Raw genomic sequence first — 12,725 nt, 5'->3', positions numbered from 1 at the left:
CTCATGGCAGCTTTCAACCATGCAACATGGGGATCGGTTTATGGTGCGGAAGAGTTCGATCGATACGGATTGGTTTCATCAGAAGCTGGCAAGCAGAGGCGAGACGATAAGCGGACTGGGTCGGTTTTTGAATATGGATAAGAGCGCGGCTTCACGGATGCTTGCAGGGGAGCGCAAGATGAGCGCCGAAGAGCAGGATCTCATCGCTCAGTTCCTGGGTGTTAGTATCCTGGATGTCGCTGCTCATCGAGCCATTTCACGGTATGGGTTTAAGGAAATGAAACAACCGGACTTTACGTATGGGAAGATGCCCTTGCCGGACAAGGAAGCGAGCGGGATTGCGAATGGCAATCAAAAGCCTCATCCGATCTTCGGGTGCATGAAAGGGACGATGACAATAGCGGCGGATCTCGATCTCACCGCGCCGATAGATGTCGAGTGGAGCGATAAACTCTACAATGAATGAGGGTTTTCTGCTCGATACTTGCGCCGCAATCTGGTTGGCAAATGAAAAGCCGATATCGCAAGCCGCGATCGACGCGGTGAGCGAGATCGCGCCCGGCAGCGATCGGCTTTGCATCTCTGCGATGACGGCATGGGAGCTCGGGATGCTAATATCGCGCGGCAGAATACATAGCACAAAGCACGCGCTGGCGTGGTTCGAAGACTTTGTGAAGGCCAGCGCAATACATGTACGGATGGCTACCCCAGCCATCATGATCGCCGCATCCTACCTTCCGGAGCCGTTGCACAACGATCCAATGGATCGCATTATCATCGCTACCGCACGCGAGCACGATCTCACGATAATCACACGTGATCGCGCTATTCTCGCTTATGGAGCGGCCGGTCACGTTAAGACCCTTGCCTGTTAGGCCTATTGGAGCAGAAAAGAATGACCATGATCACATGTGTCTCCCCCGTGAATGGAGAGGTTTATGCCGAGCGTCCAGCGCTGTCGCTGGATGCTGCCAAGGACGTCGTGGCACGCGCCCGCAAAGCGCAGAAGGATTGGGCGCGCCGCCCGCTGGAAGATCGTGTCCAGCTCGTGCTGAAGGGTGTCGCGCGGCTCAATGAGATGGCCGATGTTGTCGTGCCGGAGCTTGCCTGGCAGATGGGCCGCCCGATCAAGTACGGCGGCGAATATCGCGGCTTCAACGAGCGCTCGAATTATGTGGCCTCGATCGCGGCCGACGCATTGGCACCCTTGGTCGTCGAGGATAGTGCCAATTTCGCCCGACGCATCGAGCGCGAACCGCATGGCGTGGTCTTCGTCATCGCGCCCTGGAATTATCCCTACATGACGGCCATCAATACGGTCGCCCCGGCGCTGATGGCCGGCAATACTGTTATTCTCAAGCACGCAAGCCAGACGCTGCTCGTTGGCGAGCGGCTGGTGCAGGCTTTCGTCGAGGCCGGAGTTCCCGCCGATGTCTTCCAGAATGTCTTCCTGGATCATGAAACCACCTCGGCGCTGATTGCGGCCGGCAGTTTCAACTTCGTCAATTTCACCGGCTCCGTCGAAGGCGGCCGGTTGATCGAGCGTGCGGCTGCCGGCACCTTCACCAGCCTCGGGCTGGAGCTTGGCGGCAAGGATCCGGGCTATGTCATGGAGGATGCCGATCTCGATGCCGCCGTCGATACGCTGATGGATGGAGCAACCTATAATTCCGGCCAGTGCTGCTGTGGTATCGAGCGCATCTACGTGCATGAATCGCTCTACGACGCCTTTGTCGAGAAGTCGGTGGCCTGGGTCTCGAACTACAAGCTCGGCAACCCCCTTGATCCCGAGACATCACTCGGGCCGATGGCCAACAAGCGCTTCGCCAAGGTCGTGCGCGAGCAGATCGCCGATGCGGTTGCCAAGGGCGCCAAGGCGCTGGTCGATCCTAAGCTGTTTCCGGCCGATGATGGCGGCGCCTATCTTGCGCCGCAGATCCTCGTCAACGTCGATCATTCCATGGCCTTCATGCGCGAGGAAACCTTCGGCCCTGCCGTCGGCATCATGAAGGTGAAGAGCGATGCGGAAGCGCTGGAACTGATGAACGACAGCCCCTACGGTCTGACGGCTTCGCTCTGGACCAAGGATGTCGAGCGCGCCTCGCGTATCGGCCGGGAAATCGAAACCGGCACCGTCTTCATGAACCGCGCCGATTATCTCGATCCGGCTCTGTGCTGGACCGGCGTCAAGGAAACCGGCCGCGGCGGCTCGCTGTCGATCATCGGCTTCCACAATCTGACGCGCCCGAAATCCTATCATCTGAAGAAAGTAACAGCATGAGCACTATCTCAGCCAATTGGAGCTATCCGAACGCCTTCAAGCTTGGCCGCGGCCGCATCAAGGAGCTCGCGGACGCCTGCAAGAGCCTGGGCATGAAGAAGCCGCTGCTGATCACCGACCGGGGACTTGCCTCGATGGCGATCACGGCGACAGCATTGGATATTCTGGAAGATGCGGGTCTCGGCCGCGCCATCTTCGCTGACGTCGATCCGAATCCGAACGAGAAGAACCTCGAAGCCGGCGTGAAGGCATTCAAGGATGGCGGCCATGATGGTGTCGTCGCCTTCGGCGGCGGTTCCGGCCTCGATCTCGGCAAGTGCGTCGCTTTCATGGTCGGCCAGACGCGTCCTGTCTGGGATTTCGAAGATATCGGCGACTGGTGGACCCGCGCCAGCGTCGAAGGCATTGCGCCGATCGTCGCGGTGCCGACGACCGCCGGTACCGGCTCGGAAGTCGGCCGCGCCAGCGTCATCACCAACTCCGCAACGCATGTGAAGAAGATCATCTTCCATCCGAAATTCCTGCCTGGCGTCGTCATTGCCGATCCGGAGCTGACCGTCGGCATGCCGAAGATCATCACCGCCGGCACCGGCATGGACGCGTTCGCTCACTGCCTGGAAGCCTATTCCTCGCCGTTCTACCACCCGATGTCGGCCGGCATCGCACTGGAAGGCATGCGTCTCGTCAAGGAATTCCTGCCGCGCGCCTATCGTGAGGGAACGGATCTCGAAGCCCGCGCCAACATGATGAGTGCCGCCGCCATGGGCGCCGTCGCCTTCCAGAAGGGACTCGGCGCCATCCATGCGCTGTCGCATCCGATCGGCGCCGTCTACAACACCCATCACGGCATGACCAATGCCGTCGTCATGCCAGCCGTTCTGCGCTTCAATCGCAAGGCCATCGAGGACAAGATTGCGCGTGCCGCAGCCTATCTCGGCATTTCGGGTGGTTTCGACGGCTTCTATGATTATGTGCTGCAGCTGCGCTCGGAACTCGGCGTGCCGGAAAACCTGTCTGCCATGGGTATCGCGCCCGACCGGATCGACGAGCTCTCCGCGATGGCAATCGAAGATCCGAGTGCCGGCGGCAATCCGGTGCCGATGACGCTCGAAAACACCAAGGTGTTGTTCCGCGATTGCTTCTGATGCGCCGCCGAACTACCTGACGCGCCGGATGAAAATAGCGGCGCGTCGATATTTCAAGTCAAAGAAAAAGCCGCCGGGGAAACTCGGCGGCTTTTTGTTTGGGCATATCCGGTTATCAATCCACGAATTCGACGACGACGCCGGGCTTGACCATTTTGGCGAGCTCAGTCGCATCCCAATTGGTAAGACGTACGCAGCCATGGCTTTGCGACTTGCCGATCCGCGAGGGATCCGGTGTGCCGTGGATGCCGTAGGTCGGCTTCGACAGGGCCATCCAGACCGTACCGACCGGGCCGTTCGGACCAGGGGGAATGTTCAGGATCTTGTCGTTGCCGCCCTGCTGGAAGTTGATCTTCGGATTGTAGGTATAACCCGGATTGAAGGCGACACGTTCGACCGTGACCGTGCCTGACGGTGAGGGCGTGTCGGCGGAACCGATGCTGGCCGGATAGGCCGCGATCAAGGTGCCGTTGGCGTCATAGGCGAAAACCTGCTTGCGGCCTTTGTCCGCCAGGATCTTGGCGACCGTTCCCGTCTTGCTGGGACCCGTATTGACGACCTTGATGGTGCTGCCCGGCACGGTGAAATCGACACCGGGATTGAGCGCCTTCAGGTAGCCTTCATCCATATGGAAGCGCTCAGCCAGCATTTCCGTCGTCGACGTGTAGCCAAGGGAAGGCATCTGGGATTTCGCGGCATAATCTTCAGGGATTGACGCGACATAAGGGCCGGCCGCGTCGGCGGCCGTAATCGTGTAGTTGACGATCGGCATCCCGCCGGACATGCGCAGCTGCTCGAGAATCGAATCGGTGTTGTTCGGATCGAGCGTCTGGCCGGTCATCTGCTGATAGGCATAGATCGCCTTGGTGACGTTAGCGCCCATGCGGCCATCGATGGCGCCGGGCGAAATGCCTTGCCGCGCGAGGAAGACCTCGAGCGCGGTAATTTCCATCCTCGACTTGCCCTTGAGCGTGATCACGGGCTCGGCCGGCGGCTTATTGACGATATCCGGTGCGCCCTGTTGCGGGTCTATCGATGCATAATCGCTACCGCTTGGGTTCGTCCGGCCCTGATTTCCGCCCGGCAGGGGCTGATCGTCGAGCGGCTGACGCTGAATATCGCCATCGCGCGGAATTCCGCCGGTCACTACGCCGCGATCCTGTTGATCGCCGCCATCGTAATTGCCATAGCCGTCGGTGCGATACTGCCGATAATCCTGGTAGCCGCCGTTGCGGGAGAGCTGGGTATCGCCATAGCGGCCGCCATTGTCGTACCCATCGTCATTATAAGTCTGGCGAGCAGGTGCGCGAGGATAATAGGTACTTGCCTTCATCTCGGTGGCGACGACATTGCCATAGGCATCGATCAGAACCCGTCGGCCGCGCCCGTCGCGCGCCATGGCATATCCGCCGCCGTAGGGATATTGATCGAGAATCCGGCCGTCGGGAGTGACGAGAACCGTGTTGCCGTTTCCGCTGCGATAATATTGTGCCTGCGCATCGGTGAGCGCAAGCATGGACACAGTGGCAGTCATTGCCAGGGCAAAACTCAATTTTACAAACCGGTTCACGTCTGTCGAATCCTCGGGGTAGTCGTTCGGCTGACACACACATGGCAATTTTGACGCCAGTATGGAAATTTAGATTATCATGCTGAATAAAATATAAAAAATTCCGTGATCAAGGCTTCAAGTTAATATTCGGTAAGCCAAATCACCGTTTATTTCAGCCGCGCGTTACCTTGGGACAACGCCTGTGCGCGAAACCGATCAAGGAGGACTTGAGGGATGATGGATTTTTCTGCGGCGAAAGGGCCGAAATTGACGCTGGATGAGGGCTCCGTCCTGGATATCGGCGCCTGCATCGTCGATGGCAACAATCTTGCGCCCGGAAGCGCCGTTCCCGACGATGGCGATCCGCGTATCAGTCATTCGGTCGAAGGCTTCCTCTTCACTTGCGGGCCGGATCATATCCGCCACCCCGAGCCGATGTCCGGCGCGGATGAGGGCAAGCACTATCCGCTTCACGGTTCCTTCTCGTCCCATCCGGCCAAAATTCTCTGGACCAAATTCGAGAACGGCAATGCGGAATGCCGTGCCGATATCGATGTTGCCACCGCCGAGAGGCGAACGGCAAGGCTTGAACGACTTTGGCAGATCGATGGCGCCACGGGCGAGGTGTCGCTAGCAGACCGTATCGTCAATACGAGCACAGAGGCGATGCCGGTCTTTTTGATGTACCACATGAACATTGGCGGCAAATGGTTCGACGGCGGCACGCGCCTCACCGGACAGATGCTTGACAATGGCGGTTTTCCATGGACCTTCGGCCAGGAGGGCGGCGATATCTTCTGCGTGCCGGCTGAGGACAAGGGCGAGGATTGGGCGGAAATCACTCTCGGCCCGATCGAGGCCATCGGCGGCAAGTCGCTGAGGGTGCGCTTCGGTACCGACACGCTGCCGTTCCTGCAGGTCTGGCGCAATCAGCGCGCGCCTGCGCATGTGCTTGGCATCGAGCCGGTTTCGCATCGGTGGGTCTCGCGTGCGGAGCTTGAGGAGGCGGGCGAATTCAATATTCTCCAGCCCGGCGAAGCCCGCAATTTCATGCTCAACTTTGCCTTTGTTTGAGAGTGCGCCGCGGTTGACGCTCGCCGTATCGCGGCGTAGATCAAGGCCACGGTTTTAGAGAGGACATGAACCATGGATATCCGCCCGATCGACGATGAATACTCGGTGTCCGGCCAGATCACCGTAGAGGATCTCGACCAGATCAAGGCTATGGGGTTCAAATCCATCGTCTGCCATCGCCCCGATGGTGAGAGCCCGGATCAGACACCGTTTGGCGTCATCGAAGCCCGCGCCAAGGAACTCGGCCTGGAGATTACCCAGGTGCCTGTCGGCCCCATGGGCGTCACCGAGGAAGCCGTGCAGGGCATGGTCGATGCGCTCGACGAGTTTGCGCGGCCGATGCTCGGCTATTGCCGCTCCGGCGCACGTTCGACTGCGATCTATCAGAAGACGCATCACATCCGCGGCTGAACGGATCTTTACCTAACCTTTTGATCGCAGGGCAGGCCGTAGGCCATGCCCTGTTTACCTGTCGAAGAACAACATCAGGAGAACACCATGAGCATCAAGCGTATCGACGTTGGCGCCCGCATGAGCGGCGCTGTCATCCACGGCAATACTGTCTATCTCGCCGGTCAGGTTGGCGAGGGCGAAAGCGTCACCGATCAGTGCAAGTCAGCGCTGGCTGAAGTCGATCGCCTGCTTGCTGCGGCCGGCAGCAACAAGTCCAAGATCCTGCAGACGCTCATCTATCTCTCCGACATTTCCTACTTCGCTGAAATGAACGCTGCCTGGGAAGCCTGGGTCGATCCGGCCAACACGCCGGCCCGTGCCACCAGCGAAGCCAAGCTCGCCGCGCCGAAGTACAAGGTCGAATTCATCGTGACGGCAGCACTCTAAGGCGCGCCATCAGTGATTTTTTAAGGCCGGTGGGCTCGCGCTCATCGGCCTTTTGTTTGCGCGATTTCCGTCAGGGTGCGGGAAGGCGTAATCGCTTCCGGGTCGAGCGCTATCTCGATGATGGCCGGCTTGCCGCTCGCGCGCGCCCGCTCGAATGCCGGGCCGAATTCTGCCGTCGCCTTCACCGTTTCGCCGTGGCCGCCATAGGCGCGGGCAAGGGCCGCAAAATCCGGATTGTCGAGCGCCGTGGCGCTGACACGGCCGGGATATTCCCGTTCCTGATGCATGCGGATGGTGCCGTACATACCATTGTTGATGACCAAAGCGATCAGCGGCAGGCCATATTGAACGGCGGTCGCGAACTCCTGCCCATGCATCATGAAACAGCCGTCACCGGCAAAGCAGATGACTTCGCGCTCGGGAAAGAGCTGTTTCGCCGCAACCGCCGCCGGCAGACCATAACCCATCGAGCCTGATGTCGGCGCCGCCTGCGTGTCGAAACGGCGGAAGCGATGGAAGCGGTGCAGCCAGGTGGCATAATTGCCGGCGCCGTTGGTGAAGATCGCATCGTCGGCCGTATTGGCTTCGATCCAATCCATGATGCGGCCCATATGCACGGCACCGGGGCTCTTTTCCGGTGTCTTCGACCAGCTGAGATAGGCCGCGTGCATGCGTTCGGTGCGATCTGCCCAAGGCGTTTCGTGCGGTGGGTCCAAATCCACGAGAGCCGCAACGAAATCCACCGGGCTGGAACAGATCGCCAGGTCCGGGCGATAGACGCGGCCGAGTTCCGAGGGATCGGGATGGACGTGGACGAACTGCTGGCGCGGGTAGGGATATCGACAAGCGTATAGCCGGAGGACGGCATTTCGGAGAGACGTCCACCGAGCAGGATCAGCAGATCCGCTTCCTTGATTTCCTTTGCCAGCGCCGGGTTGATGCCGATGCCGACATCGCCGGCGTAGCTTGGATGCAGATGGTCGAACAGCATCTGCCGCCGGAAAGAGCAGCCGACCGGCAGTTTGAAACGCTCCGCAAATTGCCTGATACCGGCAACCGCTTCTTCGTTCCAGCGCGTGCCGCCGAGAATGACCATCGGCCGCTGTGCAGCCGAAAGGCGCTGGCGGAGATCGGCAAGCTGGTTGCGGCCCGGATGAGCGGCAACAGGGGTATAGGGCAGCGCTTGCGGCGCCTCGACCTCATCGCGCAGCATGTCTTCGGGCAGGGTCAGCACCACGGGACCGGGGCGACCCGATGTTGCCACAGCAAAGGCGCGGGTGACGAATTCCGGGATACGGGCGGCATCGTCGATCTCGCCGACCCATTTTGCGAATTCGGTAAGAGCGCGCCGGAATTCCACTTCCTGAAAGGCTTCGCGCTCGCGGGCATCGCGCTGGACCTGGCCGATGAACAGGATCATCGGGATCGAATCCTGCCGGGCTATGTGAAGGCCGGCGGAGGCGTTTGTGGCGCCAGGGCCGCGGGTGACCAAGCAGATGCCCGGTTCGCCGGTCAATCGACCCCAGGCATCCGCCATCATTGCCGCCCCGCCTTCCTGGCGGCAAACGAGCACGTTGATATCGCTGTCATGCAGGGCATCGAGCACGGCGAGAAAGCTCTCGCCCGGCACGCAGGAAATGCGCTGCACACCATTGGCCTTCAACGCCTCGACGATGAGTTGCCCGCCCGTTCGCTTCATGTCCCCGCCTTTCCCTCCAGTTCGGCCAATTCAGCCAGAACTTCCTCCTGATGTTCGCCAAGGCGCGGGCTTGGCCGCGTATAGGTCAGCGGCGTTTCCGACAGCACGATTGGCGTGCGCACGCTCGGAATGACGGTGCCGGCACTATCTTCGAGATCGATTCTCAGGCCGCGTGCCACAATCTGCGGATCGGCGAACATATCCTCGATCGTGTTGATGGCGCCGGCCGGAACGGCATTGGTCTCGCAGGCCCTCAGCAGATCCGCCTTGTTCCACTTCAACGTCTCGGCTGAGACGAAGGCGCGCACCTCGTTGCGGTTGGCGACGCGGGCCTTGTTGGTCGCATAGCGCTCGTCGTCCGCATGGGTTTCCACCCCGAGAATGGTACAGAGGCGCCGAAACTGCCCATCATTGCCGACGGCAAGGATGAGATAGCCGTCGGCGGTGGGCACGACTTCATAGGGCGAGATATTCGGATGGGCGTTGCCGAGCCGCACCGGCGGTTTGCCGGAGATCAGATAGTTCATGTTCTGGTTGGCAAGCACGGCCGATTGCACATCGAGCAGCGCCATGTCGATCAGCTGTCCTGCTCCGGTCTTCAGAGCATGGATCAGGGCGGCCTCGATCGCGGAAACGGCATAGATGCCGGTGAAGATGTCGGCGATCGCAACACCGGCCTTCATCGGCTGTCCGTCCGGTTCGCCTGTGATCGACATGAAGCCGGACATGCCCTGAACGATATAATCATAGCCGGCGAGACTGGCATAAGGGCCGGCTTGGCCGAAGCCGGTAATCGAGCAATAGACGATGCGGGGATTGATCTTCTTCAGGCTTTCATAGTCCAGCCCGTACTTTACCAGGCCGCCGAGCTTGAAATTCTCGATCACCACATCGGCCGTCTTCACCAGGCGGCGTACCAGTTCCTGTCCTTCCTCGATCTTGAGATCGGCGATTACCGAGCGCTTGCCGCGATTGGCGGAATGGTAATAGGCGGCCGAGAGATTTTCGCCGTCCTTGCCCTCGACGAAGGGTGGCCCCCATTGGCGGGTGTCGTCGCCGCCGTCGGGATTTTCCACCTTGATGACATCGGCGCCGAGATCGGCCAGCATCTGTCCGGCCCAGGGACCGGCGAGAACGCGGGCAAGCTCTATGACGCGAATACCGGACAGCGGAGGTTTCTTGGTCTTGTGTTCTGTCATGTCGATCCACTCGCTTACGGCGTGAATGCAGTTTCAGATGTATCGGATACCGGCTTGGAAGCAAAGCGCCGCTCGCGCCAGAGAATGTAGAGCCCCGAGCCGATGATGATGAGGATGCCGAGCCATTTGATCGCATCCGGGAAATTGTCGAAGACGAGCCAGCCGAAGATCGTGGCGGAGACGATCTCGAAATATTGCAGCGGCGCGAGCGTCGAGGCCGGCACGGCGCGATAGGCATGCACCGTCAAGATGCCGGAAGCCGCCGCGGTGGCCCCGACCCCGAGCAGGTAGAGCATGGCAGCCAGATCCGGCATGACCGGATCGAGGATTGCGGATCCCGTCACCTTGCCGATGACAAGCAGGACCAGGCTGAAGCCGGTGCCCCACAGGCCGGTCTGGAACTGCATCGACCAGGCATCCTCGCTATGGGACACGACACGCGTGATCATGACATAGACTGCGATGCAGAGCGCGGTGACGACGGGCAGCAGAGCGATGAAGCCGACTTCCTGAAAGCTCGGCTGGATGATCAGCATCGCGCCGAAAAAGCCGACGGCACAGGCGGTGTAGCGCCGCCAGCCGATGGTTTCCTTGAGGAAGATGCTGCTCAAAATGGTCAGCATCATCGGCTCGACGAAGAAGATGGCAATGGCATCGGCCACCTCCATCACCTGCAGCGTAGTGACGAAGGACACCATGGACAGCGTCAGCACCGCGGCACGAATGGCGTGGACGCCGCTGCGCCGCCATGTCCACGCGCCCCATTGCCCGCGCATCGCCATCATCGGCAGTGCAAAGAGCGACTGAAGGATGAAGCGGGCGGCGGTGACTTCCGCCGGTGGGATCGTGGATGCGGCGAGCTTGGAGAAGATGTCGATGATCGGCGAGAGGACGACGGAGAGAAACATCATCACCAAGCCGAAGGTCAGCTCCGATTGCAGCAATCGGATCGAGGAGCCGCTGGAGGTGTTCATTGCAGAATTCCCATGAGAATCAGGTGCTTGCCGCCACCTCTTTGCACCAATCTGCAAAGCGGGAAATGGCTTCATCGGCACCGATTTCGTTGAGCGTCTCGTGCCGCATGTCAGGGTAGATCTCTGTTGTAATATGAGAGAAGCCGGCGCTTTTCAAATGGCTTGCCAGCCAGGAGATCGCTTTCGCATTATCGGTGGCCGGATCCTCGCCGCCGCCGACGAGATGGATGGGCATGTCGCGTCGAAGCCGGTCGAGATAGATCTTTTGCGGTGCCTTGAAGGTAAGCTCGAATATGTCGAGCCAGAGCGAGACGGAGGCATCGAAGCCGCAAAGCGGATCGGCGATGTATTTGTCCACCTGCTCGGGGATGCGCGAAAGCCAGTCGAAGTCGGTGCGGCGATTTGCGATCGACCGGCCCCAGGTGCCGAAGGTCAGCTTCGGCAAGGGGCCGCTTGGAACGTCCGATCCCTTGAACATGCGCTCCGTCTTGAGAATGAGCTGGGCGGCGCGGCCCGCAAGGCCCGCATTGAAGTTGGAATTCCACACCGCGACGGCATCGAACTTGTCCGGATGCGTGACGACGGTGTTGAGGCTGATCAATCCACCCATGGAGTGGCCGAACAGGATGATCGGCAGTCCGGGATGAACGCCTGCGGCAAGCTCGCGCATGGCGAGCACATCGGCGATGACATGCTCCGCTCCACCTCTTCGCGCGAAGCGGCCGATGGGCGCTTCATGGGCAACGGTCTCGCCGTGGCCGCGATGATCGTGGGCGTAGACATGGAAGCCTTGACTGGCCATCGCCTCGGCAAAGGTCTCGTAGCGGCGGGAGTGTTCGGCAAGACCATGTGATATCAGCAGGATGCCGCGTGCTTCTGCCGCCGCTGGCACATGATGATAGGCGATCTTCGCGCCCGTCGGGCTATTCAGGCGCTGCGTATCCGCGAACATGCATTCGGTGCTCCCTATTGGGACGAAAGGTTATCATCCGACGGATTGCAATGGATAGGTGTCGAAGCACACAGAAATAAATCTTTCCGAGCACTACGATTCAGGATTGCGCCCGCGCGATCAAACTGCTTATTTGTTCCTATAATGTTCTAATTGGAGACCGGGAATGAGGCAGTTGCTTCGGGTATTTGCAGTTGTATTTCTTTCAGTCGGAACGGCCGCCAGCGCCATGGCGCAGGAGCACAGCCGCGGCCGAACGCGTTTTATCCTGGCGGCGAGCTGGGAGCCGGCATTTTGCGCGACGAACCAGAAGAAGGCCGAATGCCGAAACCAATCGTCGAGCAGTTATGACGCCAAGAATTTCTCGCTGCATGGCCTCTGGCCGATGAGGCAGGAATATTGCGATGTTTCGGAGGATTTGAAGCAGGCGGATCGCGGCCGCGACTGGAAGGATTTGCCGGCGGTGGAGCTGTCGCAGGATGTCAAGGCGAAGCTGGACAAGGTGATGCCGGGCACGCAATCCGGGCTCGAGCGGCATGAATGGATCAAGCACGGGACCTGCACGAAGCTCAGCGCCGACAAATATTTTTCCATCGCTACCGGTCTGATCGCGGAGCTCAATGCGTCGTCCGTGCGCGATCTGTTTGCGGAGAATATCGGCAAGGAACTCGATGCCGAAAGCATCAAGGCCGCCTTCGACCAGAGTTTCGGTGAGGGTGCCAACGCGCGCATCAAGATGAGTTGCCGCCGTGTCGGCGATGTCAGGATGATTTCGGAGCTGACCATCGGCCTCTCGGAAGATGCGATCGAACCTCAAGAGGGCAATGAGCCGCGGCTCGGTAAACTGATCCAAAGCGCCGGCAGCACCGCCTTCGGCTGCGATCGGGGTGTGGTGGATGCAGCCGGCTTCTGAGAAAATACAGCTTTTCTGACGCGGATAATGCCCTCGGACGAGGTTTCGCCGTTGCCCGAGGGCGGGGTTTCGCCTACATAGCGGCACAATTCGCAA

At 60.0% G+C, this 12,725-nt stretch carries 12 protein-coding genes and 1 pseudogene; 8 read left to right on the top strand and 5 right to left on the bottom strand.

Annotated features, from left to right (window positions below):
* Window positions 1-40: 40 nt before the first annotated feature.
* The 4 genes from DQ393_RS15055 to DQ393_RS15040 are packed head-to-tail and all read left to right on the top strand — an operon-like array spanning window position 41 to window position 3,426.
* On the top strand, window positions 41-466 hold the full coding sequence (locus DQ393_RS15055) for a helix-turn-helix domain-containing protein (protein WP_112342642.1): 426 nt from the start codon (window positions 41-43) through the stop codon (window positions 464-466).
* On the top strand, window positions 459-875 hold the full coding sequence (locus DQ393_RS15050; protein WP_112342583.1) for a type II toxin-antitoxin system VapC family toxin: 417 nt from the start codon (window positions 459-461) through the stop codon (window positions 873-875). The genes DQ393_RS15055 and DQ393_RS15050 overlap by 8 nt, the downstream gene beginning before the upstream one ends.
* Before the next feature lie 20 nt (window positions 876-895).
* Window positions 896-2,281, top strand: coding sequence for an aldehyde dehydrogenase family protein (locus tag DQ393_RS15045; RefSeq protein ID WP_112342582.1), 1,386 nt, complete (start codon window positions 896-898; stop codon window positions 2,279-2,281).
* Window positions 2,278-3,426, top strand: a complete 1,149-nt coding sequence (locus DQ393_RS15040) for an iron-containing alcohol dehydrogenase (protein WP_112342581.1) — start codon at window positions 2,278-2,280, stop codon at window positions 3,424-3,426. Before DQ393_RS15045 ends, DQ393_RS15040 begins: the two co-directional genes overlap by 4 nt.
* A 115-nt stretch (window positions 3,427-3,541) precedes the next feature.
* Here DQ393_RS15040 and DQ393_RS15035 read toward each other — a convergent pair whose 3' ends face one another.
* Window positions 3,542-4,960, bottom strand: a complete 1,419-nt coding sequence (locus DQ393_RS15035; protein WP_432422004.1) for a L,D-transpeptidase family protein — start codon at window positions 4,958-4,960, stop codon at window positions 3,542-3,544.
* Between the two features lie 252 nt (window positions 4,961-5,212).
* On the opposite strand from DQ393_RS15035, the gene DQ393_RS15030 reads away from it, so the two are divergent.
* The 3 genes from DQ393_RS15030 to DQ393_RS15020 all read left to right on the top strand — a co-directional run bounded on the left by DQ393_RS15030 (window position 5,213) and on the right by DQ393_RS15020 (window position 6,892).
* Window positions 5,213-6,052, top strand: a complete 840-nt coding sequence (locus DQ393_RS15030) for a DUF4432 family protein (protein WP_112342579.1) — start codon at window positions 5,213-5,215, stop codon at window positions 6,050-6,052.
* A 72-nt stretch (window positions 6,053-6,124) separates the two neighbouring features.
* Window positions 6,125-6,463 carry a beta-lactamase hydrolase domain-containing protein gene (locus tag DQ393_RS15025; RefSeq protein ID WP_112342578.1) on the top strand — a complete coding sequence of 113 codons (339 nt, stop codon included), beginning with the start codon at window positions 6,125-6,127 and terminating at the stop codon, window positions 6,461-6,463.
* Window positions 6,464-6,550: 87 nt separating this feature from the next.
* Window positions 6,551-6,892 carry a RidA family protein gene (locus DQ393_RS15020; RefSeq protein ID WP_015340385.1) on the top strand — a complete coding sequence of 114 codons (342 nt, stop codon included), beginning with the start codon at window positions 6,551-6,553 and terminating at the stop codon, window positions 6,890-6,892.
* A gap of 41 nt (window positions 6,893-6,933) precedes the next feature.
* Here DQ393_RS15020 and DQ393_RS15015 read toward each other — a convergent pair.
* From DQ393_RS15015 to DQ393_RS15000, 4 genes and pseudogenes are all read right to left on the bottom strand, one after another.
* Window positions 6,934-8,591: pseudogene (locus tag DQ393_RS15015) on the bottom strand (thiamine pyrophosphate-binding protein).
* Window positions 8,588-9,790 carry a CaiB/BaiF CoA transferase family protein gene (locus DQ393_RS15010; protein ID WP_112342577.1) on the bottom strand — a complete coding sequence of 401 codons (1,203 nt, stop codon included), beginning with the start codon at window positions 9,788-9,790 and terminating at the stop codon, window positions 8,588-8,590. Before DQ393_RS15010 ends, DQ393_RS15015 begins: the two are co-directional and overlap by 4 nt.
* Before the next feature lie 14 nt (window positions 9,791-9,804).
* Entirely contained in the window at window positions 9,805-10,764 is a 960-nt protein-coding gene (locus DQ393_RS15005; protein ID WP_112342576.1) for a DMT family transporter, read from the bottom strand.
* A gap of 19 nt (window positions 10,765-10,783) precedes the next feature.
* Window positions 10,784-11,716: an alpha/beta hydrolase gene (locus DQ393_RS15000; protein ID WP_112342575.1), complete on the bottom strand. Its 933-nt coding sequence runs from the start codon at window positions 11,714-11,716 to the stop codon at window positions 10,784-10,786.
* A gap of 166 nt (window positions 11,717-11,882) precedes the next feature.
* On the opposite strand from DQ393_RS15000, the gene DQ393_RS14995 reads away from it, so the two are divergent.
* The gene (locus tag DQ393_RS14995; protein WP_112342574.1) at window positions 11,883-12,629 is read left to right on the top strand and encodes a ribonuclease T2 family protein; all 747 of its coding nucleotides are present in this window, start codon (window positions 11,883-11,885) and stop codon (window positions 12,627-12,629) included.
* The last annotated feature ends 96 nt before the right edge of the window (window positions 12,630-12,725 follow it).

It is taken from the genome of Martinezella tropici, from assembly GCF_003287875.1.
Lineage (GTDB): Bacteria > Pseudomonadota > Alphaproteobacteria > Rhizobiales > Rhizobiaceae > Rhizobium > Rhizobium tropici_C.
Note: the sequence above shows the minus strand (reverse complement) of the source record. Positions and strands in the feature narration are given on the sequence as shown.